This window comes from Algoriphagus sp. oki45 (assembly GCF_036245605.1).
Lineage (GTDB): Bacteria > Bacteroidota > Bacteroidia > Cytophagales > Cyclobacteriaceae > Algoriphagus.
Genome location: NZ_BTPC01000002.1, coordinates 821,313 through 845,252, shown reverse-complemented (window position 1 = coordinate 845,252; position 23,940 = coordinate 821,313). Strand labels below are relative to the sequence as shown.

General features: G+C 45.0%; 22 protein-coding genes and 1 pseudogene. 15 read left to right on the top strand and 8 right to left on the bottom strand.

The features are described from left to right. The first annotated feature begins 35 nt into the window (after positions 1–35). From AAA942_RS13210 to AAA942_RS13170, 9 genes and pseudogenes are all read left to right on the top strand, one after another. Positions 36–1,193, top strand: a pseudogene (locus AAA942_RS13210) (DUF4221 family protein). A 99-nt stretch (positions 1,194–1,292) separates the two neighbouring features. Next, complete coding sequence (locus AAA942_RS13205; protein WP_338220748.1) at positions 1,293–1,709, top strand: RrF2 family transcriptional regulator; 417 nt, start codon at positions 1,293–1,295, stop codon at positions 1,707–1,709. A 73-nt stretch (positions 1,710–1,782) separates the two neighbouring features. Next, positions 1,783–2,061, top strand: a complete 279-nt coding sequence (locus tag AAA942_RS13200) for a DUF2061 domain-containing protein (protein ID WP_338220747.1) — start codon at positions 1,783–1,785, stop codon at positions 2,059–2,061. Beyond that, positions 2,030–2,734 carry a phosphoadenylyl-sulfate reductase gene (locus AAA942_RS13195; protein ID WP_338220746.1) on the top strand — a complete coding sequence of 235 codons (705 nt, stop codon included), beginning with the start codon at positions 2,030–2,032 and terminating at the stop codon, positions 2,732–2,734. The genes AAA942_RS13200 and AAA942_RS13195 overlap by 32 nt, the downstream gene beginning before the upstream one ends. A 198-nt stretch (positions 2,735–2,932) precedes the next feature. Next, positions 2,933–3,829 carry a sulfate adenylyltransferase subunit CysD gene (gene cysD / locus AAA942_RS13190; RefSeq protein ID WP_338220745.1) on the top strand — a complete coding sequence of 299 codons (897 nt, stop codon included), beginning with the start codon at positions 2,933–2,935 and terminating at the stop codon, positions 3,827–3,829. A 175-nt stretch (positions 3,830–4,004) separates the two neighbouring features. Continuing rightward, positions 4,005–5,264 carry a sulfate adenylyltransferase subunit 1 gene (locus AAA942_RS13185; protein WP_338220744.1) on the top strand — a complete coding sequence of 420 codons (1,260 nt, stop codon included), beginning with the start codon at positions 4,005–4,007 and terminating at the stop codon, positions 5,262–5,264. Positions 5,265–5,459: 195 nt separating this feature from the next. Continuing rightward, positions 5,460–7,559, top strand: coding sequence for a HEPN domain-containing protein (locus AAA942_RS13180; RefSeq protein ID WP_338220743.1), 2,100 nt, complete (start codon positions 5,460–5,462; stop codon positions 7,557–7,559). Continuing rightward, positions 7,556–8,329, top strand: a complete 774-nt coding sequence (cobA, locus tag AAA942_RS13175; RefSeq protein ID WP_338220742.1) for a uroporphyrinogen-III C-methyltransferase — start codon at positions 7,556–7,558, stop codon at positions 8,327–8,329. Before AAA942_RS13180 ends, cobA begins: the two co-directional genes overlap by 4 nt. 306 nt (positions 8,330–8,635) lie before the next feature. Then, positions 8,636–9,229 (top strand): precorrin-2 dehydrogenase/sirohydrochlorin ferrochelatase family protein, encoded by a 594-nt coding sequence (locus tag AAA942_RS13170; RefSeq protein ID WP_338220741.1) that lies wholly within the window; start codon positions 8,636–8,638, stop codon positions 9,227–9,229. 194 nt (positions 9,230–9,423) lie between these two features. On the opposite strand, the gene AAA942_RS13165 is transcribed toward AAA942_RS13170, so the two are convergent. Beyond that, positions 9,424–11,076 (bottom strand): hypothetical protein, encoded by a 1,653-nt coding sequence (locus tag AAA942_RS13165; RefSeq protein WP_338220740.1) that lies wholly within the window; start codon positions 11,074–11,076, stop codon positions 9,424–9,426. Between the two features lie 190 nt (positions 11,077–11,266). Between AAA942_RS13165 and metK the strand changes: the two genes are divergently transcribed. The 5 genes from metK (at position 11,267) to AAA942_RS13140 (ending at position 16,579) form a co-directional block, all read left to right on the top strand. Further along, positions 11,267–12,520 carry a methionine adenosyltransferase gene (gene metK / locus AAA942_RS13160; protein WP_338220739.1) on the top strand — a complete coding sequence of 418 codons (1,254 nt, stop codon included), beginning with the start codon at positions 11,267–11,269 and terminating at the stop codon, positions 12,518–12,520. Between the two features lie 92 nt (positions 12,521–12,612). Next, positions 12,613–13,104 (top strand): hypothetical protein, encoded by a 492-nt coding sequence (locus tag AAA942_RS13155; protein ID WP_338220738.1) that lies wholly within the window; start codon positions 12,613–12,615, stop codon positions 13,102–13,104. 65 nt (positions 13,105–13,169) lie between these two features. Continuing rightward, complete coding sequence (locus AAA942_RS13150) at positions 13,170–13,655, top strand: hypothetical protein (RefSeq protein WP_338220737.1); 486 nt, start codon at positions 13,170–13,172, stop codon at positions 13,653–13,655. 3 nt (positions 13,656–13,658) lie between these two features. Then, a complete protein-coding gene (locus AAA942_RS13145; protein ID WP_338220736.1) occupies positions 13,659–14,174 on the top strand; it encodes a hypothetical protein in 516 nt (171 codons plus the stop codon). 230 nt (positions 14,175–14,404) lie between these two features. Beyond that, positions 14,405–16,579 carry a bifunctional alpha,alpha-trehalose-phosphate synthase (UDP-forming)/trehalose-phosphatase gene (locus AAA942_RS13140; protein WP_338220735.1) on the top strand — a complete coding sequence of 725 codons (2,175 nt, stop codon included), beginning with the start codon at positions 14,405–14,407 and terminating at the stop codon, positions 16,577–16,579. Between the two features lie 62 nt (positions 16,580–16,641). Here AAA942_RS13140 and AAA942_RS13135 read toward each other — a convergent pair whose 3' ends face one another. From AAA942_RS13135 to AAA942_RS13105, 7 genes are all read right to left on the bottom strand, one after another. Next, positions 16,642–18,420: a glycoside hydrolase family 15 protein gene (locus AAA942_RS13135; RefSeq protein ID WP_338220734.1), complete on the bottom strand. Its 1,779-nt coding sequence runs from the start codon at positions 18,418–18,420 to the stop codon at positions 16,642–16,644. Between the two features lie 193 nt (positions 18,421–18,613). Further along, positions 18,614–20,188 carry a M1 family metallopeptidase gene (locus tag AAA942_RS13130; protein WP_338220733.1) on the bottom strand — a complete coding sequence of 525 codons (1,575 nt, stop codon included), beginning with the start codon at positions 20,186–20,188 and terminating at the stop codon, positions 18,614–18,616. 96 nt (positions 20,189–20,284) lie between these two features. Continuing rightward, positions 20,285–20,509: a GNAT family N-acetyltransferase gene (locus AAA942_RS13125; protein WP_338220732.1), complete on the bottom strand. Its 225-nt coding sequence runs from the start codon at positions 20,507–20,509 to the stop codon at positions 20,285–20,287. Between the two features lie 12 nt (positions 20,510–20,521). Further along, positions 20,522–20,776: a hypothetical protein gene (locus AAA942_RS13120; RefSeq protein WP_338220731.1), complete on the bottom strand. Its 255-nt coding sequence runs from the start codon at positions 20,774–20,776 to the stop codon at positions 20,522–20,524. 46 nt (positions 20,777–20,822) lie between these two features. After that, complete coding sequence (locus AAA942_RS13115) at positions 20,823–21,260, bottom strand: UPF0158 family protein (protein ID WP_338220730.1); 438 nt, start codon at positions 21,258–21,260, stop codon at positions 20,823–20,825. 88 nt (positions 21,261–21,348) lie between these two features. Next, positions 21,349–21,999 carry an alpha/beta hydrolase gene (locus tag AAA942_RS13110; protein ID WP_338220729.1) on the bottom strand — a complete coding sequence of 217 codons (651 nt, stop codon included), beginning with the start codon at positions 21,997–21,999 and terminating at the stop codon, positions 21,349–21,351. A gap of 1 nt (position 22,000) precedes the next feature. Beyond that, on the bottom strand, positions 22,001–22,480 hold the full coding sequence (locus tag AAA942_RS13105; RefSeq protein ID WP_338220728.1) for a cytidine deaminase: 480 nt from the start codon (positions 22,478–22,480) through the stop codon (positions 22,001–22,003). Between the two features lie 121 nt (positions 22,481–22,601). Here AAA942_RS13105 and AAA942_RS13100 point away from each other — a divergent pair, with 121 nt between their 5' ends. Then, complete coding sequence (locus AAA942_RS13100; protein ID WP_338220727.1) at positions 22,602–23,936, top strand: saccharopine dehydrogenase family protein; 1,335 nt, start codon at positions 22,602–22,604, stop codon at positions 23,934–23,936. Positions 23,937–23,940: the final 4 nt, after the last annotated feature.

Below are 23,940 nucleotides of genomic sequence, written 5' to 3'. Positions count from 1 at the left end.
CCTTATAGGGTGATTATATTTCAGATCTTGATCGAATGAAATACAAAAAGAAAAGGAACTATTTGCGCTCAATATTTTGGCTTTATTTGATCCTTTCTTCCTGCACTTCCCGGATAAATGATTATTCCGGCAGAAAACTGGAAATTTCCACTCAACCCAAATTCATATCTACTGGCAATTCCCTTGCTCAGTTTTACTTTTTCAATCAAGTCCGAAATGATTCATTGCTTCTGTACAATTCATTTATTCACTCCCTTGATCTCGTTGATTTAAAATCAGATTCGGTAGTAAACCGGATAAAGTTTGAATTGAATGGCCCCAATGCGGTGAATGACATCAGCTCCTTTTATTTTCATAATCGGGACTCCATTTTTCTATCAGAGGAAAATTTTTCTGTTGCTCTGGTTAACTCCAAAGGTGAATTGAAAAACAGATATAGTGACTTACTGTCAGGATTTCCTCCGGATGAAAAAGAAAAGGTTTATTCCAATAGCCCTTCCTTGCGGTTTGCTTCCCAAATGCTGTATGATCCTGGTCACAAGGAAATTTTGCTCTACTTTATGCCCTTCGATTAGCCGGAAAAGAAGCGGATCTTTGCTGCCTATTCTTTGGAGAGCCGAGAATCCAAATCCTTACCTATTCACCTACCTGAGCAGTATTTGGGTAAAAAATTGGATCTGAGTAAGCTGTTTTTGACCTCCGGCACGGTAGATAAATCGGGATTTGCTTACCTCTTCTCTGGTAGTCCGCTTGTTTTCCGATACGATTTCCAAACCCAAAAAATAACTTCAGCTGAAGTTAATCCTCCTTGGGAAAAAGTAAAGGCAGATGACATTCCTTTTGGCCCGATGAGCTCAGAACAAAAACAGGACTTTATGAAGAAGAATCCATTTTACTATAAAATCTATTTTGATCCGTATCGAAATCTGTACTACCGACTGAGTAGCCCCCCGAGGCCAAATGCTTCAGAGCTGGACTTTCATTATGTCAATTACAACACAATCTGCTTGACGGTATTAGACCAAGATTTCCAGGTACTGGATCATCATTTTCTCCCTAAAGAAAATGTGTATAACGTGGGATTCTCCTTTGTGACCTCAGAGGGCCTTTGGATCAGCTACAACTCAAAAAACCAAGATGACGAGAATTGGATCAAAGGAGATTTGATCCAATTCGATACGGCACCAAATTAATTTGAGTACTTTCAACCCCCATAATGGCTTCAAACTCTTGGAGGGTTTATTTCCCCAGTACCCAACTAGGCTATTTCGGGAATTGGGTTATTTTTGTCTATGCTTTCCAAAAAGACCAAGTACGCCCTCCACGCCCTCACCTACCTGGGCAAGCACAAAGCCGAAGGAACAGTCCTGATTCACGACATCGCCGAGGAGCACGGCATTTCCCATAAGTTTTTGGAAAACATCCTCCTTGAGCTGCGCAAAGCCGGCTACCTCGGCAGCAAAAAAGGCAAAGGCGGGGGCTACTACCTCATCAAAGAACCCAAAGACATCCCCCTTTCCCGAGTGATTCGTCTGCTCGATGGACCCATCGCTTTGCTCCCCTGCGTCAGCCTCAACTACTACGAACCCTGCGCCGAATGCAAGAATGAGGCCATCTGCGGGATCAATAAGGTCATGGCTCAGGTCCGGGATGAAACGCTTAAAATACTGGAAAACAAAACTTTACAGGATATTTTGGAAGGAGAATAAAATTTTTTCCTCATAAAGTCTATAATTTTTATAGGGTTTATATACTTTTGCTTTCCTATACCGTTGTAGTTGCATGATTCTAGACCAGCCTCTCAAAAAATGGTTCGCTTCCAAAAAAGGGACCGACTCCAATCTGAAAAGCATAGCCAAGTCCATTTCCTGGAGAATAGTAGGGACGCTTGACACCATGGTTATTTCTTACATCATCACTGGGCAGCTCGTGATGGCCGTTTCGATTGGCTCTGTTGAGGTAGTCACCAAGATTTTGCTCTACTACGTGCACGAGCGTGTATGGGAAAATGTCACCAAAACAAAGAAAGATGAGCCTGAAGCAGAATTGGTCCGATCTTGAAATTCGGGTAAGAGACCTCAGCCCCTCTGAAGGGCTGGCCTTTTTGGCTGATCTTTTTCCGGGAAAGGTAGTCTTTTCTACCTCTTTAGGTCAGGAAGATCAGGTGATCACTCAGTTGATCGCTTCGCAAAACCTACCGATCCGGATCTTTTCCCTGGATACGGGAAGGTTATTCCCCGAGACCTTGGAACTCTTGGCCCGAACAGAAGCCAAATACAAGACCCGGATCAAAGTATATTACCCCGAACGTGACTCAGTCGAAACTTGGGTTGCCAAAAACGGTATCAACGGGTTCTATGAATCGGTAGAAAACAGGAAATCCTGCTGCTATGTCCGAAAAGTAGAGCCTCTGAAAAGAGCCTTAGCCGGTAATGAAATATGGGTCACCGGACTTCGAGCCGAGCAAAGCGCCAACCGAAGCGGGATGAAAAAAATCGAATGGGATGAATCCAATCAGATCATCAAATACAATCCCTTATTGGATTGGTCTTTTGACGAAATGATCGCCTACATCGACGGGCATAAGATCCCCTACAATACGCTCCACGATCAGGGTTTTATCAGCATTGGCTGTGCTCCCTGCACACGAGCAATCCTTCCCGGAGAAGACGCCCGTGCCGGCAGATGGTGGTGGGAAGACTCAAAAAAGGAGTGTGGGTTGCACAGCAAGTGACCGATGCCAGATGTCGGATGTCCGATGAACCTTCGGCATTCAATATTTGATGTTCAACATTCTTTATTGAAAAATTGAAATATTACCAGAATCATAAAATACAGTAACTATTTGAAACAAGGTTTAGCTGCTCCTCACAAGCTCGTAAACCTGTGCTGAGCGTAGTCGAAGCATCGTACTTCATAATTCGTAAATCCTATGAACCTATTTATACCTAACCCCAAAGAAGCAGAATCCATCCACATCCTGAGGGAAGTGGCGGCGCAGTTTGAGCGTCCGGTTCTGCTTTTTTCAGGGGGAAAAGACTCGATCACCTTGGTCAGATTGGCTCAAAAGGCCTTTTTCCCGGCAAAAATCCCTTTTCCACTCTTGCATGTGGATACCGGGCATAACTTCCCCGAGACCATCGAGTTTCGGGATCAGTTGGTTGCCGAACTCGGCTTGGAACTGATTGTTCGAAAGGTACAAGACTCCATAGATCAGGGGAAAGTTCGTGAGGAAAAAGGCCGTTACGCCAGCCGGAATACCCTACAGACTACGACCCTTTTGGATGCCATCGAGGAATTCAAGTTTGACGCTTGTATCGGTGGTGCTAGACGAGACGAAGAAAAAGCCCGAGCCAAAGAGCGGGTGTTTTCTGTCCGAGACGACTTCGGGCAGTGGGATGAGAAAAATCAACGCCCCGAGCTCTTTGATATGCTCAATGGTAAAATTCATGTAGGTCAAAACGTTCGTGTATTCCCGATTTCCAACTGGACCGAATTGGATGTCTGGGAATATATCCGAACCGAAAACATCCAAATTCCAAGCATCTATTTCGCTCACAAGCGAGAGGTTTTCTTCCGGGATGGATTGATTTGGACAGCCAACGAGCACGTGTACCGAGAAGCCCATGAAGAGGTTACCGAAAAATGGGTTCGCTTTCGAACCGTTGGGGATATGACTTGTACGGCGGCTGTATTATCTGAGGCAAAAACATTGGATGATGTGGTCGCTGAAATCCGGGAATCTACCATCTCCGAACGTGGAGCCCGCATTGACGACAAGCGATCAGAGGCAGCGATGGAGACGAGGAAGAAGGTAGGGTATTTTTAGTATCAAGTATCTGGTATCCAGTAACAAGAGGTAGAAAAAAGAAATACAAGTAGAAATACCCTAGAAATAGGTCCCGTAAGCGAGACGAAATAGAAGACTTATTAGGAGGTTATTTCGCCGAACGCAGTGAGGCTTATTTCAAACTATTTCCACCATATTTCAAAAAGAATATAAAATGGACATACAAGGCAGAAAATTAATCAAAATCGCTACCGCAGGCTCTGTGGATGATGGCAAAAGCACGCTGATTGGGCGTTTGCTGTACGATACGCATTCCCTGACCACGGATAAGATCGAAGCCATCGAGCGAAGCTCAAAGCAGCGTGGATATGATTATTTGGACTTTTCCCTAGCCACTGACGGACTAGTAGCCGAGCGGGAACAGGGAATCACTATCGATGTGGCACATATTTATTTCAATACGGATAAGACCAATTTCATCGTAGCTGATACTCCTGGGCATGTGGAATATACCCGAAACATGGTGACCGGTGCCTCCACTTCCCAAGTCGCCATCATCCTGATTGATGCTCGCAAAGGTGTCATCGAGCAGACCTATCGGCATTTCTTTATCGCTAATCTCCTGCGCATGAGCCATGTGGTCGTGTCGATCAATAAAATGGACTTGGTGGATTATAGCGAGGATGTCTTTTTGAAAATCAAGTCTGATTTTGATGCTTTGGTGGAGAAAAGCCATTTCGCAGAAGAGCAAATCACTTTTATCCCCCTTTCTGCTTTGAAAGGAGAAAATGTAACCCGAAAGTCTGAACACATGCCTTGGTATGTAGGCAATACACTTTTGGATCACTTGGAAGTATTAGAACCCGAGGACTTGCAGGAAAGTACGGCAGCAAGATTTCCTGTTCAATTGGTGATTCGCCCGAAAACAGAAGCTTATCATGACTTCAGAGGCTTTTCCGGAAAACTCTACGGAAATTCTCTTCAAGTCGGTGACCGAGTGGCCGTGCTTCCTTCCGGGAATGAATCCACGATCAAAAGCATCCACTTTTTTGATCAGGAACTTGAAAGTGTAGCTCCGGGAGCTTCTGTGGTACTAACTCTTTCGGACGAAGTTGACTGCAGTAGAGGAGATATGATAGTGAAAGTCGGAGAAGAACCGAGCAGTGAAAAGTCCATCTCCGCTACCCTTTGTCAAGTAAATTCCAAAAATCTTCGTGTAGGCCAAAAGTACATCCTTCAGCACGGAGTGAATCGGGTTTTGGCCAAGGTGGAGCAAATCAAAGCTAAAATCCATGCGGATTTTTCCGGCACGGAAGAAACTGAGCAGTTGAAACTGAATGATATCGGCAAAGTTCAGCTGAGACTGAGTAAACCCGTTCACTTTGATTCCTACCATAGAAATAAGTCAAATGGAGCCTTTATCCTGATCGATGAGGGAACTTTTGATACAGTTTCGGTGGGATTTATTGAGTAGCAGAAAGAGATTAGATACTAGGCACAAGACGCTAGACATAAGACTTCGATATTCAACATTCGATGTTTTCATGGTTAGAATGTCGAACGCTGAACTTCGAACATCAAACTAAAAAAAACCAGCCCAGACCTTGGTCTTGGCTTTTTCTAATAACCTAATCCCTATTTTACCTATAGGGTTAAAGCACTATCAGTTATGCAAAGTTTTCGAACCGAACTGGAAAACCCGCTAGTAGAACGGGACATCATCGAACTGGAGCGAAAAATCGCCCTTTTTCGGGAAGGAAAAATCGATGAGGAAAAATTCCGAAGTCTTCGCCTCGCCCGCGGGGTCTATGGGCAGCGTCAACAGGGCGTGCAGATGGTTCGGATTAAGCTTCCCTATGGAAGAGCTACCTCAGCTCAGTTGAGACGGATTTGCAAGGTTTCGGAAGAGTATTCGACAGGAAGATTGCACATTACTACCCGACAAGATATTCAGATTCACTATGTGAGCTTGGATCGCACGCCTCAGCTTTGGGCTGAGTTGGAGAAGGATGATGTCACGCTTCGGGAGGCTTGCGGAAATACAGTTCGAAATGTCACCGCCTCAGAAACTGCCGGTATCGATCCAAAGGAGCCGTTTGATGTCACTCCCTATGCGGATGCCACCTTCCGGTATTTCCTGAGAAATCCGATTTGTCAGGAGATGGGTCGAAAATTCAAGATGGCGTTTTCTTCTTCAGACGAAGACACTGGCTTGGCTTATATGCACGACTTGGGATTTATCCCAAAAATCAAAGAAGTCGACGGCCATCAGGTTCGAGGATTCAAAGTCTTGCTGGGCGGAGGCTTGGGTTCCCAGCCACGGCACGGAGATCTGATCACGGAGTTTTTGGAGACAGATCAATTGATTCCCTTTATCGAAGCTGTTTTACGCATTTTTGATAGGCATGGGGAAAGGGCCCGAAGAAATAAGGCCCGGATGAAGTTTTTGATTAAGGATTTGGGAATTGAGACCTTTTTGGATTTGGTAGAAAAAGAGAAAAAAGCCCTGCCTTTTCAATCCCATCCGCTTTCCATTGAAAATCAAGAAGAAAAACCGCTACCTAACCCCCAAAAAGTCAAAGTCAGTTCTTCTGAATTGGGTTTGGATTTTGAACTTTGGAAGCTGACCAATGTGCTTCCGCAAAAGCAGGAAGGCTACGTTTCCATTGGGGTCCGAGTGCCTTTGGGAGATTTTTACTTGGATCAAGCTAGGCCTTTGGCAGATTTGGTTGAGCAGTATGCTGCCGGGGAAATCCGCTTTACCCTTCGTCAAAATATCCTGATCCGCGATGTACGGGAGGATTTAGTTCCTTTCTTTTATCAGGAGTTGAAAAAAAACAACCTTGCCCAGAGGGGATACAATTCCCTTGGCGACATTACCGCCTGCCCGGGAACAGATACCTGTAATTTGGGCATCGCTAGCTCGACAGGGATTGCCAAAGAGCTGGAAAAGGTCATCGAACAGGAATATCCTCAGTTTTTGAAGAACCAGGACTTGGTGATCAAAATTTCCGGCTGCATGAATGCCTGCGGGCAGCATAACATGGCTCATATCGGCTTTCAAGGCATGTCCATGAAAGCAGGCAAAACCGTGATTCCAGCCCTTCAGGTACTTTTGGGCGGGGGAAATCTCGGGGATGGAAACGGTCGATTTGCAGACAAGGTGACCAAAGTTCCGAGCCGTAGAGGCCCTCAGGCTTTGCGGGTTTTGCTGGATGATTTTGAGAGAAATGCCGGAGGAAAAGACTTCCTAAGCTACTACGATCAGCAAGGCCAAATGTACTTCTACGACTTGCTGAAGGAACTCAGCGATGCCTCCACGGTTACAGAGTCGGACTCTGTGGATTGGGGACATCAGGAAGCTTACGAAGTGGCTGTTGGAGTCGGTGAATGTGCAGGTGTGGTGATTGACTTGGTGGCGACCTTACTTTTGGAGGCTTTGGAAAAGCTCGATTTGGGTCAGGAGGCTTTGGAACAAGGTCGCTGGTCAGACAGCATTTACCACCACTATGCCGGGCTGATCAATGCTGCAAAAGCACTATTGCTCGGTGAGGATGTGAACACAAATAGCTATGCGAATATCATCAGCTTGTTTGATGAGAAGTTTGTCCAAACCGGCAAAATCCAGTTGAATGGCACTTTCGCAGAGAAAGTCTATCAGATCAATCGGAACGAGCCGACTGAGGAGTTTTCCAAAGCTTACGCTAAAGAGGCCATGGAGATCTATAGCCTGCTCAAAACCTATCGGGAAGAGGAGGTGGAAGCATGAGAACCATCATAAATCCAAAGGTAACCCTTGTCGGTGCAGGTCCAGGAGACCCGGAATTGATGACTTTGAAGGGTATTTTGGCGCTGAATACCGCTGATGTGGTTTTGTATGATGCACTGATTGATCCGGTTTTGCTGAAGCATGCGCCAAAGTCTGCCATTAAAATCTTTGTTGGTAAGCGTGTAGGCAAGCATTCGAAGCCTCAGGAAGATACCAACCAACTCTGTGTGAACATGGCAAAAAAATATGGTCATGTAGTTCGATTGAAAGGTGGTGATCCCTTCGTCTTTGGTCGGGGAGGAGAGGAAATCGAATACATCGAGGCCTTTGGAATTTCAACATCTGTCATTCCTGGAATCACTTCCGCTGTGGCTGTTCCAGCAGCTGCCGGAATTCCCGTAACCAAACGGGGTGTTTCTGAGAGTTTCTGGGTGGTGACAGGCACGACTACAGCGGGAGAGATTTCCAGAGACTTAGCATTAGCTGCCCAGTCCACAGCCACGGTAGTAATCTTGATGGGAACCAAAAAATTAGGAGAAATCGTGGAAACTTATCAAAAGGCTGGAAAATCCCATTTACCGGTAGCTATCATTCAAAGTGGAACCACTCAAGAAGAGAAAATAACCGCAGGATTTATCTACGACATCGAACAAAAAGCCCAGGAAAACAAAGTCGAAGCTCCCGCGGTGATCATTTTGGGTGAAGTAGTGCGGGAAAGTATGAGATTGGCAGAGGTGTATCGTGAATTTGTGAAAATGGAAATACGGTAGAAACACACATTGTGAAATACCATAGAAATATACCTCGAGGTGCTTGGTGAAACAGGCTTCCTTCGGTCTCGAAATAGGCCTGTTGCGAAATATAACTCACTTCGTTCGTTGAAATGAGTTCGGCTTCGCTTCACGAAATATGCCTTTGGCGAAATACCGTAGAAATACACTTCGCTTCGCTCAGTGAAATATGCTCCCTGGGGTCACAATATATAACGTAGACCAGTTATTTAATTATTTCGCTCGACGAAGTCGAGCTTATTTCTAATGTATTTCAACCGTATTTCTATCTTAAATCTCTAAAAAATGAATCATCTCTACCCCATTTTCCTCAAAGTCCATAAGCTCAATGTCCTTTTAATCGGGGGAGGTTTTGTGGCAACTGAAAAGCTGGAGTTTCTACTTAAATCCAGTCCGGAAGCACAGGTGACCGTGGTTTCCAAATTTTACCGCCCCGAGTTTTTGGAATTGGCGGAAGGAAAAGAAAGCGTTACGCTCATCGAAGATGCCTACCATGAAAAATACTTGGGCGGAAAGCATATTGTCATCGCTGCCACGGATGATAAGGCAGTGAATCGACAAATCAGGAATGAGGCAAAAGAGCGCTTTCTTTTAGTCAATGTAGCAGATACACCCGAACTATGTGATTTTTACTTAGGTGGCATAGTGACCAAGGGAAACCTCAAAATTGCTATTTCTACCAATGGAAAATCCCCTACCACAGCCAAACGGCTTCGTCAATTGCTGGAAGAAGTACTCCCTGAGGAAATTGATGATTTATTGGAAAATCTGAATGCATACCGGGCTACGCTCAAAGGGGATTTTGAGTACAAGGTCAAGGCCATGAATGAGGTGACGGAGGGATTGGTGAAGAAAGAGATGTTAGACACAAGACATTAGATACAAGATTTTGGTATCAAGTAGCTGGTATCAAGATCTTTGGAAGTGGTGATTTATAGGTGGGTTTGATGTTTTGTCACCTCTTCACTTCTGGTCGAATTGGTATAAAATCACATCTTAAGTTCCGATTATGTGATTCTTTACACTTTTTCGGAAGATAAAATGTGATTTTACCCTGTTGACCCTTTGAAATCCTATTTCGTTTGCATCGGGTCCAATCCAGTCATTTGCCAATGCCCCAAGGCAATCGGAATGCTTCCAATCCCGTTTAGCTGATCGAAGAAGTCCCGAAGCCGAAACTCCTCTTTTTTTTCTTCTTTGATTCTCGCAAAGTCAGCCAAAGCATTTTCCAAAAGATATTTTCCGGTAATGTAGCTTGATCCGTAGCCAGGCTGCCGCATGTAGAGATGTTGCTCAAAAAGCAGAAGTTCTTTCTCTGTCTTCATCCAACCTCTCGGTGTGTAATTCGAGTGAATTCCTCCTGCTTCCACCATGGTCATTTCATTGGCTTGAGCATACAATGATCCCAGTCCCCTTGCCGCACGCTGAGCTATCATGATGTACACAATCTCCCGTGATCTGGGTGAATCTGCATACAATCCTGCATCCATAAACATCTCTTCCACAGCTGTGGCAGTTCCCTCATTTCTGCTATCGAAAATATTATACAAAAGCGGCCCTCTTCGAATGGGACTTTTGTGAGGTTCGTTGTCCATAATAGCCAACTCAAACCAATGATAAAAATGGGAATAAAGTGGCAGTGGATCGATGTGCATTCCGATGTAAAAGAAGTTCCGCTTTTCTTTTGGCACAAAGCTCCCTCGATGCTCGCGCAAGGCTGGCTCAAAGTAGTCCTTCACGGTCAAAATCTCTTCCTTTTCCAGAAAATTCATCATCTTTTGAATGGACTTTTCGGTCAGTTGCTCAAATTCCTCCGGAGTATTTGCGGCCTCCAGTGAAGGGAGGCCTCGGTTTTGGTGTTCTTCGAGTTTCAGCGAACTCCAGGCTCTTGCCAATTCCCTTTTCAAGATCATCATCTCATCTTCCCAAGTTAAAGGCACCAAATGCACATTTTGGAGATACCAAGTATAATTCTCTTTTCCTATCCCAGATGGTCCGTCTTTTTTTGGAGCCTCTTCCTCCAGCCATTTGACCAAGTCCTCGGTAGATCCCATGGCATCTTGGATAGCCTGTACTAATTCCGGGTTATCTTTTACTCCAGGGAATTCCAAAATCTCCTTTAAGTCCTGGACTTGCTGACTGATCGTGGGAATTCCGGCAGCCCAAAGTTCTTTTGCATTTCCAGTCAGGTTTTCCTTGGCTTGGGTATTCAGGGAGGATACCGCCCTTATTTTTTCCAAAAACTCTTCCCCTTTCGCTGCTTCCAAAGGAAAAGAATACTGCCAAACTTCCACTACACCATGATGGGTCGGGCCTTCATGAGCGGGCACATCGCTTCGCTCCATCCAAATAGATTTATAAAAGGCAGGGTCTCGCTCCCAAGGTTTCAAGATCCGATAATTGAAATCAAAGCCATTCATTTCAGCCCAAACGATCCTCCAATCTACCTGCTCGGGAATCCTCCAGCCGGAAGTATCCATTTGTAAAAGCCTGGTTTGCAGTTCTTCAAATTCAGGCATGCGTTGCTCAAAGGTAGATTTTCGATAATCCGGCGCTCCTTCAAGCTTAGGAGGATTTTCAAACGCCCGCCATTCTGAAAAAAGAGCTTCTAAGTCCGTATAGGTCGCGGGAGATTTGATATCAGCGCTTACAGTGTTGTTTTTTTCTTCGCAACTGAACAAAAGCAGGGAAAAAAGGAAAAGGGCAAGAAAGGAAAGGGTTCGCATAGATTAGTGGAAATTGGGAATGGGAAAGATAAACCCTGAATTTTCAGGATGCAACCTATCAAATTCACTTTGAAAAAACATGTAGATCCATTTCCTCATAAAACCCCTTCAGGGTAGAATTCAGGTTTTTTATTTCCCTGAGTTCCTGTATTTTTGGGCTTCCTAAAAAATTGACTCAATTATCTAGTTTATGGCATATTTATTTACCTCAGAATCAGTATCTGAGGGGCATCCTGACAAAATCGCTGACCAAATCTCTGACGCGCTGATCGATAATTTTTTGGCTTTCGATCCCAATTCCAAAGTAGCCTGCGAAACCTTGGTGACCACAGGTCAGGTTTTTTTGGCCGGAGAAGTGAAATCTGACATTTATCTGGACGTACAGAAGATCGCACGGGATGTCATCAACCGAATTGGCTATACCAAGAGTGAATACATGTTTGAGGGTAACTCCTGCGGGGTGCTCTCAGCCATCCACGAGCAGTCCGCTGACATCAATCAGGGAGTAGAACGCAAAAATCCAGAGGAGCAGGGCGCCGGTGATCAGGGAATGATGTTTGGCTATGCCACCAACGAGACGGAAAACTACATGCCTTTGGCATTGGATCTGTCCCACATGATTCTTCGCGAACTGGCTGCTCTCCGAAGAGAAAACAAAGAAATCACTTACCTCAGACCTGACTCCAAGTCTCAGGTAACCATCGAATACAGCGATGACAATGAGCCTCAGCGAATCGACGCGATCGTGGTTTCTACCCAGCACGACGACTTCGACACCGAAGAAGCCATGCTGGCCAAAATCAAAGCTGACATCATCAATATTCTCATCCCTAGAGTAAAGGCTAAGCTCAAGCCAGAGTTGCAGAAGCTGTTTACATCCGAGATCAAATATCATATCAATCCCACCGGGAAGTTTGTCATCGGAGGGCCTCATGGGGATACCGGTTTGACCGGAAGAAAAATCATCGTGGACACTTACGGAGGAAAAGGCGCTCACGGAGGGGGAGCTTTCTCCGGAAAAGATCCTTCCAAAGTAGACCGCTCTGCTGCCTATGCCACTCGCCACATCGCAAAAAATATGGTTGCGGCAGGTATTGCTGATGAAATGCTCGTGCAGGTATCTTATGCTATCGGAGTGGCAGCCCCTATGGGTATCTATGTCAACACCTACGGCACTGCCAAAGTAGGAATGAGTGACGGAGAAATCGCCAGAAAAGTGGAAGCTATTTTCGATATGCGACCTTACGCCATCGAGCAGCGACTGAAGTTGAGAAACCCGATCTACGAAGAAACCGCTGCCTATGGGCATATGGGTAGAAAAAATGAGATCGTGGAAAAAACCTTCTACTCACCCTATCGGGAAGCTGTCACCAAGAAAGTTGAACTTTTCACTTGGGAAAAGCTGGATTATGTAGACAAAATCAAGGCTGCATTCGGAATCTAAGCGATTCTCAAATGACTTAAAAAACCTGGCTTTTTGCCGGGTTTTTTGCTTTTTTACTTTAACCTTTTGGACTTACGATTTAGCTCTTGGACATGAAACATCTTTTTCTTTTCAGTTTCTTCCTTGTTCTGGCTTTTAATGGCTTTGCTCAACAATCAATTTTGGTTAAGGAAAATTGGATCAATTTCAGAAAATACTATTCCCAAGGAATACCTCTGTCCAAAACGGAGGTTGCCGATGTGATGAAGGATTACCCCAAATTGCAGGAAGAGTACATCAAAGGGAATAAAAAACTCAATTCGGGCATGTGGTTTATGATCTCCGGGGGAATAGTAGCCACGAGTGCAATAGTCTGGATCTATTCCTATCCGGATTTTGGGCTGGAAGGACTATTTATACCTATGGGAATAGCTGCCGGACTGCCCTTCTTCCTGATAGGCAGGCAATTCCGGGTAAGTGGTAGATCCAAAATAGATTTTGCCATCTCTACATTTAATGACTCCCAGATTGATTTGAAGAGGAAAAAATCAGAAGTATACTTGAATATCACCGCTGCGGGCATTGGTCTTGGAATTTCTTTTTAGAAAAACTTTAGTCATCTTAAACTTATCTCAAGTTCATCCCGTAAAAATTGAATTAAAAAGAGTTTATGGGCAAAACAGTTTTTACTCTCCTTTTCCTCTTAGCTGTTTGCGCCAGCGCCCAAGGTCAAAACCCCATTCAGATAAGGGAAAACTTTTTCAACAACCCTAAATTTTTCAGCCGAGGACAAGAGCTTTCATCAGCACAGGTTTCGGAAATGCTCGTTCCATTCGCTCAAGAAAAGCGGGATTTTGATGAAGGAATCAAGCAAATGAAAACGGGCTCGGGATTGAAGATAGCTTCATTTGCCACTCTTGCTGTAGGATTGGGAGTCCTATTTGCCAATGCAGATGATCCCTATGCCTGGAGAATACCCCTGATTACTTCCTTTGCTTCTGTTGGATTGGGATTTACCGGATTATCTCTCCGAAAAAAAGGATATAACCGGATCAATTCTTCCATTTATCGATACAATTATCAAAAAACTTCTCCACCAAGCTCGGTTGAATTGAGCTTAACTGGAAACGGGATAGGGTTCACGCTAAACTTCTAGGATATGAGGATCATCTTTTCAATTTTCGCATTTTTCTTCAGTTTGCTGACTATTCAAGCACAGGAAACACCCCTATTGCGGGTCGATGTGCGACAGAATCTATTTACCCAAAAAATTGATATTCTGGATGGTCCTAAAATGCTTACCCAACCCGAAATCCGAACCATCCTTCAGACCAATTCCGAAGCCCTTTACCTCTATGAAAAATCTTTAAACAAGCAGAGGATTAACAATATTTTATCCTTCGTGGATTTAGGTCTTTTTGTAGGCACTACTGTTTTGGCCTTTGCTCCTCAGCAGCAATCCTCTCAGGTGAGCAACTTATTCTGGCCTTTCTTAGTGGGAAGCTTGGCTGTGGGCATCACTTCGGGGTTTTTCCGAAGGGAAGCCAGAAATCTGGCAAGAGAGGCAGTCGACAGCTATAATTTTGGTTTGACTCCCAATCGTCCATCTCTTTATTTCGAAGAAAATTCAATTCCTCAACAACCTATTTTTTCGTTTCATATCCAAATCCGGTAAGTCTGTGCCAGTTAAAAGTCCTCCCTTTGACCTTTTTTATGTCGGACTAAAGCTATTTTTTTCTGAAAAAACCAAAGCTCTTCTAAGGGCTCAACCTTCCATCTGAAAAAGAATGGGTTACAAAAAGGCCTAAAATCCTGCAATTTTAGGCTTTTTGATGTATATTAGTTGATCACCTTTTAATACAAAGCAGCTTGCATGCTGCATTTCTGTTTTTTATCTATTCCCTTATGGCAAAAACCATCATCGTCTCCAACAGACTTCCTATTTCACTCCGTCACCGAAATGGAAAATTTGAATTCAAACCTTCAGCGGGAGGATTGGCAACCGGCCTTGGCTCCATCTACAAATCCGGAGAAAATATCTGGATAGGATGGCCGGGCAACACCATAGAAGACCCCGAGCAGCGAGCCGAGATTATTCTTGAGCTTCACGAGCTAAAAATGGCTCCGGTCTTCCTCTCCAAAGAGGACGTAACCAAGTTTTACGAAGGCTTCAGCAACGAAACACTCTGGCCTGCCTTCCACTACTTCACCCAATACATTGAATACAACCCGGAACATTGGGAATCTTATCGAGAAGTCAATCGCAAGTTTTGTGATGCCATTCAAAAAAAAGCCGATCCGGATGACACCATTTGGGTGCATGATTACCAGCTGCTTTTGCTACCGCAAATGCTTCGGGAAGCCCTGCCAAATGCTACCATTGCCTTTTTCCAACATATCCCCTTCCCATCCTACGAGATCATGCGAATGATTCCCTGGAGGAAAGAACTCCTCGAAGGGGTATGCGGGGCAGATTTGATCGGGTTCCATACCTACGACGACATGCGCCACTTTCTGAGCGCTGTGGGAAGAATCACCGGACTTTCCAGCGAAAGCGGATACATTCAGGCTGAAAACCGGATCATCAATGTGGATTCTTTTCCTATGGGAATCGACTATGGAAAATTTGTCAAGCAGGCAAAAAGCAAAAAGACCCAAAACATCGTCAAAAACTTCCGGAATCAAGTCGGCGATCAGAAGCTCATTTTGACTATTGACCGGCTGGATTATTCCAAAGGGATCCCCCAGCGCATTCATGCATTTCATGATTTGCTCAAGGACCATAAGGAACTCCACGGCAAAGTATCCATGATCATGATCGTGGTCCCCAGCCGGGACAAGGTCAAATCCTACAAAGAGCTGCGGGAGGAAATCGACCTTTTGGTGGGAAGGATCAATGCGGAGTATTCCACCTTGAATTGGGTTCCAGTCCATTACTTCTATCGGAGTTTCCCTTTCGAAGAGTTGAGCGCATTTTACAGCATGTCTGACATTGCTTTGGTCACCCCGCTCAGAGATGGTATGAACCTGGTATGCAAGGAATATGTGGCTAGCCGCACCGATCAGACTGGGGTTTTGATCCTTTCAGAAATGGCTGGTGCCTCCAAAGAGCTTCGCGATGCCATTCTAGTCAATCCCAACGATCGGGAAGGTGTCATTTCAGCCATCTATCAGGGCTTGACCATGGATGAGGCAGAGCAGAAAACCCGGATGGCTTCCATGCAGGAAGTCCTGCAGCGATATGATATTTTTCAGTGGGTCAAAGTGTTTATGGACCGGCTCACTCATGTGAAGGCAAAGCAGAATGAGCTAACCTCCAAAGAGGTAGATTCCAAAGTAGAAGGGGAAATAACGGAAAAGTTTAAGGCTGCCAAAAACCCTGTCCTGTTCTTGGATTACGATGGTACCTTGACTGGATTTGTGGGAAATCCCCAAGATGCCAAACCGGACACCGAACTGCGAAATTTGGTCAAAAAACTCAGCCAAAAGGCTCAGGTGGTGATCATCTCAGGAAGAGACAAGGACACCTTGGGTAAATGGTTTGATAGTCAAAACGTAGATCTCATTGCCGAGCATGGAGTATGGGTGAGGAGAAAAGAAGACCCCGCTCAGTGGGAACTCTACGCCGAAGTGGATGACTTCTGGAAAGAGGATATCCGAAAAGTGATGGACTACTACGTGCAGCGGACCCCGGGGGCATTTATCGAAGAAAAGCACCACTCTCTCGTTTGGCACTATCGAAAAGTGGAAAGTGGACTCGGGGATTTGAGAATGAGAGAGCTTTTTTCCCACTTGAAATACATGGCACGCGGACACAACCTCCAAGTATTGGAAGGCAACATGGTCCTGGAAATCAAGCGCCCGGACATCAACAAAGGGAGAGCAGCTAGTGCCCTTATGAAAGGAGAAACCTACGACTTCATCCTCGCTATAGGTGATGATTGGACGGATGAGGACACGTTCAAAGCCATGCCGAAAAATGCCTTTACCATCCGAGTGGGCTATGCCTATACCCAAGCCAATTATAACATCAAGTCTTTCCGGGAAGTAAGGAGCCTTTTGGCCAAGCTGACTCAGTGAGATAAAGCAAGAAAAGGCCTAAAAAGGCCTTTTCTTGCTTTAAAAACCAATTATTGGAAGCTTTAAAGAAAATTCGGGCGATCCAATTTTTTCCCAATCCGGAAAGCGGCATTCATTAGCCCTACATGAGAATAAGCTTGAGGAAAATTACCCCACTGACTCCCTGTGGCCTGATCCACATCTTCCGAAAAAAGATGGAGATGGTTGCAGTATTTGGTCAAGGTTTCAAAGCCCTCGATGGCCTCATCCAGCCTATTCACACAAGCCAAAGCTTCTATATACCAAAATGCACAGATCAAGAAAGTAGTCTCCGGAACTCCGAAGTCATCCATGTGCTTGTATCGATAGAAAAGATAATCTTTAGCCAGAAGATCCTCTTCCAAAGCTTTCAGATGGTCGTTGGCGCGCTCAAGGTCCCTGCCAAAATATCCCATGGTGATCAATTGGAGCGTGGAAGCATCCATATGCCGTGAACCGATCGCTTGAGCATAGGCTTTGCGGTCAGGCAGATAGCAGGCCTCGATTTTTTTCACTGCCTCATCTCTCAGCTGAATGGCCTTGTCGTACATACGCTGGTTTTTCAATCGGGTGCCGATTTTGGCTGCTGCACAGGCCCCTGCCCAATGAAACAAGAAAGTGTAACAGTGCTCTTGGGCAAGATTTCTGAATTCCCACAGCCCGGCATCTTTCTCATGCATAGTCTTGTCGATCTTATCCAGAAGGTTCATGATCATCGGTTCCGAATAGCTCTTTTCCTTGGCCGTAAACCGCTGATCGGAATACAAAGGCAAGAGGGAAACCAAGACCTGACCATAGAGGTCGTTTTGGATATGGGTATAGGCCTGATTGCCAAATCTCACCGGCTGATTGCCGAGATACCCCTGAAGATCAGAAATCTCCTCCGTAAGCAAGCTGTCTCCAGTAATCGAATACAAGGGCTGATACCGTCCATCAGACCCGGTTGGAAGATTCTGGATGTATTCGAAATATTTCTCCAACTCCTCGAAGTGCCCCACGCTGTTAAATGAAGTAAGGGTATAGTAGCTGTCCCTAATCCAACAGTAGCGATAATCCCAATTGCGGGTCGAACCCGGAGATTCAGGCAGAGAGGTGGTAGAAGCTGCGATAATCGCTCCCGTATCCTCGTATTGATGAATTTTCAGAATTAAGGCAGATCTCAATACCAATCTTTGGTGAAAAGTGGAAATACTGGTGGACTTGACCCAAGACTGCCAGTACTCGGTCGTAGCCTGGAGAAACCGCTCACTGGTGGATTCCACTGGCGCTTCTAAAGGTCTCCCATAAGTAAATACCAAGTAAACAGGACGCTGCAAGACAAAGGCTTTTCCCTCGCAGATATAACTCAAAGGTGCATTCGTAGTCAGGCGGATTTCCTGATCCTGGCCCATATAGCGGATATGATTGCTGCCCATACTTGGAGTAAGTTGCTTCGCTCCTCTTTCCCATACAGGCTGGCAGGTGATTTTCACTTTGGGAGCACCTTCGATAGGCTCGAGCTTCCGGATTAGCATCAGGGGTTTAAAGTATCTGTCAAAATTCTTGAATCGGGGAGCAAAATCGGTTACCCTGTAGCTTCCTTGTTTGCTTTTGATGGTGGTCTCGAGAATATTGGTGTTTTCCAGATAGCTCTGAGTAGATTCAAAGTCCTCCTCTGGCAAAATGGTGAATTCCCCACCCCGGTCTTTATCCAGCATACTGCCAAACACAAAATCCGAATCAAAACGGGGAAAGCAAAGCCAGGAAACATTCGTGTCCTTTTGAATATGGGCGATGTAGGAACAGTTTCCGATTAGCCCAGAGTCATAAATATGCGAGTTCATCAATCAATGATTAAGGTGAGAAAATAAAAAAAGGCTACTGGGTAAGGGGCAATAAATAAAATAAAAGCCCTGAATCCAAAAGAAACAGGGCTTTTTAGATCTAGACTACCTTTTGGAACCGGGAAATCATTTAAAAATCCAGTTCCCCAATCGAGGACATAAATCCTTCAAATACTCAATAAAAGGCATGAAACTACTTTTCCAGCATCAGCCAACCTCTTGGGTCAACGACCACCGGGGTGCTGCTTTTGACTTCCGTGCCTTTTTTCCCCACACTCACTCGCTGAATGCCCTCTGAGGTCTCTACCTCCACCGGCATCTCAAACTCAATCCCCTGCAAAGCAATCAGATAGCCATCCTTCCCTTTTTTGGAAACTTTAAGTTTAGGAAGAGAAGTAGAGTAAAGATAAAGGTCAAAAAAACCACTCAAATCCTTACCTGTAAACCTCTCGATGAAATCCGTGAAGTCTTGGGTATTGACTTGATTTTGATAAGTAAATCGGTCGTCCATGACAAAGGCCTTGACCGCAGGGAAAAACAATTCATCCCCCAGCACGCCTCTGAGAGAATGAATCACCATGGCGCCTTTGGTATATATCTCTGGATGGTAGGCCTGCTCCTCGGTCGAATTGGGTGGACTCACCACCGGCTTGGCATGAGGAATATTCCGGGATTCAGATTTGACCTTGGCAAAGTAAGCCTCAGGGCCTCCATGCTCCCAGTAAAACAACCAATCTCCATAGGCAGTCAGGCCTTCATGAATCCACATATCGGCCCAGTCTCCCACCGATACCTTGTTACCAAACCACTCGTGACCCAGCTCATGATGAAGCAGCCAATCGTATTTGACCCCTCCCATTTTCACAAACTGAAAATTATTGCCATAAGCATTGATCGTCTGATGCTCCATTCCCAGATAGGGCGTTTCGACTACGGCTATTTTATCCTTGGGGAATGGAAAAGGCCCAAAGTACTTTTCCTGCGTTTTTGTGCTGATTTTCAAAACCTCCAAAAGCTCTTCTGCCTTGGCCCGGTTTTCCTGCAGGACCCAGACATGCATGGGAATCCTATTTCCGGAAATGGACTCAAACTCCATTTTTGCCTCCTGAAATACTCCCAGCGTAAAATTGATATTGTAATTGTTGATCGGATAAGAGGTGGACCAGCGATAAGTGACCTTGTCCTCTTTGTCCTCGGTCTGCGTGAGTCTGCCATTAGAAGCTACAAAATAGGGCTTGGGTGCAGTGAAGATCAAATCTGCCCCTTCGCTGGGCTCGCTGGAAGGATGGTCTAGGGCAGGCATGAAGATTTTCGCTCCCTCTCCCTGACTGGACAGGCCCATCCAATGATTGTCCAGTTGGTCCTTTTCCCAGGTAAACCCGCCAGTCCAGGGCGGATTTTGGGCAATGGGTGTTTTCCCTCCATAAAAAACCTGTACTTGGTCGCAAGTACAATCTACCGGAAGGATATCCAAAACATCATTTTGGTGAAAAAACACAACTTCCTTTCCATCCATCAAGACTCGACTTACCTCATATTCATCAATGAGCTGAAACCTCAGCGTATCTAATTTTTCTTCAGAAGAAAAAGTAATCGTATTCGATCCAAGGATGGACTGAGTCTCAGGAATCAACTCCAGTTCCAATCGGTAATGTCTGATTTTCATCTTGGCCTGAATCGGATCAATCGGTCCGCCCCAGTCCCAATTTTGAGAAAAGGAAAAAGGAATAGTTGCAAAAAAGAGGAGAATAGAAAGGTACTTTTTCATCAGTTTATACTTGTTTTTTACCGGTCAGATGAAATCTCACCTGATTTACATTCATTGCAGTGGGTGTCGACTCTGATTTTTTGATTGGAAAAAGCTTCAAGATAGCCTGAAAAGCATTTCTTTCAAGTGAACACCGAAATTCTCCGAGAATTTTTCCGACTCTTTGCTAAAGCCGAATTTCTCATAGAGGTGAACAGCGGGATCCAAACCAGAAGTGGTGTATAAGTAAGCAGAGGAGTATCCTTTTTGCTTATAAAAATCCATCCAAGCCTTCATCAGCTGATTACCCAGCCCCAATCCACGATATTCCTTTTCCAGCACAAAATATCGAAGCTAGGCTTGATTATCCGGTCTATGCATCAGGCAAAGAAAACCAACCATCTTCCCATCTGCCTCCACGACCCAAACCCCGTCTTTTTCTGGATCATATTGTCCATAAAACTCCACCAAACTTTCCAAAACATAGGCTTCAAAGCCCAGCCCGAATCCCTGCTCTTCAAAATAGATTTTGGCATGAAGCCAAGCCACCTGACTGAGGTCGCCGGGCTGAAGGTGGGTTCTGATAGAATACGTCGGCGTGTTTATCATTTCCGTTCAATAAAAAAACCGCCTGATTTGCTCAGACGGTTTGTTTTTAGTCTTCGGCATAGTTGAAAGAGTCCACTTGCTCCTTCACCCAGTCGTGGTATTTACTCTTTCGGTAGGTAACCCATTCGTCCTTGTACTTGGATCCATCGATCAGAAACTTAAAACCAGTTGCTGCTTTTGGTTTGCTCAGTGCATCGACCAGATCCTCAGCTAGATTTCTTTCTTTGACTTTGCGATCGATGAAATCCTGCATCATTTGATGCTCCTGAGCGGGCTCCATTTTGGTGAATTCCGCAAAATTGTCCGGGTTTTCTTCGATCTCATCCAGGATGTCTTCCTCATCTTCTGTCAGATCGTAATTGAAATAATCCTCGTCGTCAGGCATTTGATGGACCTTTTTTCTATCGATCTGATAGAAGCAGACCATTCCTTTGAGAAGTTGGGAGGCTATGTAGTCGACCTCCTGATTAGAAAGGGAAAGCATGTATGGTTTTCAAATGTTGTTGAAAAATAATGAAAGTCGAAATTTCATCAAATTGTTTGACTCAATACAATCAGCGGGCCAAAAAAGATCATCCCTCTTTTTTAACGATTTTTTGAAGGAGAGGGATATTCAGTTCGTGTCCGCCCTCAAAGTTAAGCTCGCGCACTTCTTTTTCCAAAAGCCCGAAAAAAGCCCTTTGAGAAGCTATGCTCTCCGAAGTGATCAATTCATCCTTTTCCCCAAAGACCATCAGGATTTCGGTAGTTCGAAATTGATCTTTGGCTTTTTCCAAAATCAAATCATGGGCAAATCCTCCTGCCCAAAGGATCATTTGCTTTACCCGGTGGTCCCATCTTGCTGCCCAGCGGGTGGCAGTAGCTGCTCCTTGGGAAAAGCCGAGCACATGGATTGAAGGCTTTTGAGGGTATTTTTGAAGAATCTCTTCCATCAAAAGGTCCAAAAACCGATGGTTGTTGGCTATAGCTGTTTCCCTTTCATGCCGGGTCATCCAATTGGCTCCTACTCTTCCCTGAAAATCTTTCAAAAACCCATAATTGGTCCCCTCAGGAGCCAAAATCAGGCGGTCTTCACCGGAAAACGGCAAAAACTTTCGGATAAAAAACTCCGACAGCTGCCCATATCCATGAAAAACAAGCCAGATTTCCTGTTCTTTTCCTGTTGGTTGATGAGAAATGGAATAAAAAGCTTCGTAAGGAAAAATCAACTTTTTCTTTTCCATCTTACTGATTGAGGTCGTCAAACTTGAGGGGCAATAGATGGGATATTCCGGGGATTCGAAGGACATTACCATCCGACTTCAGGATCAAGAGCGTAATCGGTTTCCCAAAGCGATTTTCCACTTCGTTGATCGTCTGTCGACAAATTCCACAGGGAGAAACACCCGCCCATTCTTCTTCTCCTCTTCGCTGGGCGACCACCGCAAGCATGACAGGAGCAGAATCGGGAAAATTTGCTCCGGCATACCCCAAAACCAAGCGCTCTGCGCATACTCCTGTAGGGAAGCTGACATTTTCCTGATTGGAGGACTGAAGGATTTGCCCATTTTCCAGAAGAACCGCAGACCCCACATGAAAGCCCGAATAGGGAGCATAGGCCCGCTTGGAAACTGATTTTGCACTTTCCAAAAGTTCTCTCTCAGCAGAGTTTAATTCCTCCGGAAGCAGTTCCTCCAGTTCTGAACTCAAGGTAATTTTTTTCACAAGAACACTTTTGATTGAGGGAAATCCTAACGATCAAGGTAAGGAAATGTTCAATAAATCTGAGCTGATCCCCTTTTCGGTCAGAAAAATTATGCGAATTTTCAGGAGAAATCCAGATTTGATGAAGACGATATTAATCCTCGGGGCCGGAAAGTCCTCTACTTACCTGATAGATTACCTCGCTGGCACTTGTAGCTCGGAAAGGCAACTTATCCTGGCTGACCTTGACCTCAGCAATGCTCAGGCTAAAATCCAGAATAAACCATTTACCAGCCCAGTAGCGATCAATACTTCTGAGGAAAGTCAAAGAAAGTCACTGATTGCCCAAGCGGATGTGGTGATATCCATGCTGCCGGCCTTTATGCATCCCACAATTGCCAAAGACTGCCTGGAGCTAGGGAAGCATTTTTTCACAGCCTCCTACGAAAGCGAGGAATTGAGAAAAATGAAGCCGGAGATCGAAAGGAAAGAACTTCTTTTCCTAAACGAATGCGGCTTGGATCCCGGGATTGACCATATGTCTGCCATGAAGATTATCGACGAGGCGAAAAGCCGGGGAGAGAATATTTCATCCTTCAAGTCTTACTGCGGTGGACTTTTAGCTCCAGAATCAGAAGACAATCCCTGGAAATACAAATTCACCTGGAATCCAAGAAATGTGGTTTTGGCAGGTCAAGGTACTTCCCGCTACATCGAGAAGGGAGACTACAAATATGTCCCCTATCACCGCCTTTTCGGACGACACGAGACATTAAGCTTTCCTGGTTTAGGAAACTTTGATGGGTATCCCAATAGGGATTCGCTTAGTTATCGATCAATTTACGGCTTGGAAAATATCCCCACTTTGCTCAGAGGCACCTTGAGGAGAGAGGGATTCTGCAAAGCTTGGGACGTCTTCGTCCAACTCGGGATGACTGAGGACAGCTATCAGATGGCACTTCAGGAGAATTGTACTTTTCGGCAATATCTTAATGCTTTTCTTCCTTGGCATGAGACCCTTACTGTGGAAGAGAAACTGGCCGATTTGATTCCGGATTTGGATTTTCCCACCTTCGAAAAGCTCCAATGGCTGGGTCTATTCGATGATCGAGCCTTACCAATTGGGGAAGGAAGCCCTGCCAAAATTCTTCAAGCCATTCTGGAAAAAGAATGGGCATTGAGGCCCGAGGACAAAGACATGATTGTCATGCAGCACCTGTTTGAAATCCAAACCGACCAAGGGATTAAGAAAGTCACCTCAAGCCTGGTGAGTTTTGGTAAGGATTCTAATTATACCGCCATGGCCAAAACAGTGGGTTTGCCATTGGCGATTGCTGTGGACCTATTCTTGAATGGAAAGATTGCTCTATCCGGACTTCAAACCCCCGTGCTTCCGGAACTTTACGAGCCGATTCTTTCTGAATTGGAAAAATTCGGGATTCGATTTGAAGAAAAGACAGAGCTTACTCCTGACTAATTTC

Excerpts from the sequence above, each read along its gene's own strand:
- AAA942_RS13165 (WP_338220740.1), bottom strand. The coding sequence starts at position 11,076 with ATGCGAACCCTTTCCTTTCTTGCCCTTTTCCTTTTTTCCCTGCTTTTG.
- AAA942_RS13100 (WP_338220727.1), top strand. The coding sequence starts at position 22,602 with ATGAAGACGATATTAATCCTCGGGGCCGGAAAGTCCTCTACTTACCTG.
- cysD (WP_338220745.1), top strand. The coding sequence starts at position 2,933 with ATGAACCTATTTATACCTAACCCCAAAGAAGCAGAATCCATCCACATC.
- AAA942_RS13115 (WP_338220730.1), bottom strand. The coding sequence starts at position 21,260 with ATGCTTTCCCTTTCTAATCAGGAGGTCGACTACATAGCCTCCCAACTT.
- cobA (WP_338220742.1), top strand. The coding sequence starts at position 7,556 with ATGAGAACCATCATAAATCCAAAGGTAACCCTTGTCGGTGCAGGTCCA.
- AAA942_RS13120 (WP_338220731.1), bottom strand. The coding sequence starts at position 20,776 with ATGATAAACACGCCGACGTATTCTATCAGAACCCACCTTCAGCCCGGC.
- AAA942_RS13195 (WP_338220746.1), top strand. The coding sequence starts at position 2,030 with ATGAGCCTGAAGCAGAATTGGTCCGATCTTGAAATTCGGGTAAGAGAC.
- AAA942_RS13170 (WP_338220741.1), top strand. The coding sequence starts at position 8,636 with ATGAATCATCTCTACCCCATTTTCCTCAAAGTCCATAAGCTCAATGTC.
- AAA942_RS13130 (WP_338220733.1), bottom strand. The coding sequence starts at position 20,188 with ATGAAAAAGTACCTTTCTATTCTCCTCTTTTTTGCAACTATTCCTTTT.
- AAA942_RS13140 (WP_338220735.1), top strand. The coding sequence starts at position 14,405 with ATGGCAAAAACCATCATCGTCTCCAACAGACTTCCTATTTCACTCCGT.
- AAA942_RS13110 (WP_338220729.1), bottom strand. The coding sequence starts at position 21,999 with ATGGAAAAGAAAAAGTTGATTTTTCCTTACGAAGCTTTTTATTCCATT.
- AAA942_RS13155 (WP_338220738.1), top strand. The coding sequence starts at position 12,613 with ATGAAACATCTTTTTCTTTTCAGTTTCTTCCTTGTTCTGGCTTTTAAT.
- AAA942_RS13180 (WP_338220743.1), top strand. The coding sequence starts at position 5,460 with ATGCAAAGTTTTCGAACCGAACTGGAAAACCCGCTAGTAGAACGGGAC.
- AAA942_RS13150 (WP_338220737.1), top strand. The coding sequence starts at position 13,170 with ATGGGCAAAACAGTTTTTACTCTCCTTTTCCTCTTAGCTGTTTGCGCC.
- AAA942_RS13205 (WP_338220748.1), top strand. The coding sequence starts at position 1,293 with ATGCTTTCCAAAAAGACCAAGTACGCCCTCCACGCCCTCACCTACCTG.
- AAA942_RS13135 (WP_338220734.1), bottom strand. The coding sequence starts at position 18,420 with ATGAACTCGCATATTTATGACTCTGGGCTAATCGGAAACTGTTCCTAC.
- metK (WP_338220739.1), top strand. The coding sequence starts at position 11,267 with ATGGCATATTTATTTACCTCAGAATCAGTATCTGAGGGGCATCCTGAC.
- AAA942_RS13185 (WP_338220744.1), top strand. The coding sequence starts at position 4,005 with ATGGACATACAAGGCAGAAAATTAATCAAAATCGCTACCGCAGGCTCT.
- AAA942_RS13145 (WP_338220736.1), top strand. The coding sequence starts at position 13,659 with ATGAGGATCATCTTTTCAATTTTCGCATTTTTCTTCAGTTTGCTGACT.
- AAA942_RS13200 (WP_338220747.1), top strand. The coding sequence starts at position 1,783 with ATGATTCTAGACCAGCCTCTCAAAAAATGGTTCGCTTCCAAAAAAGGG.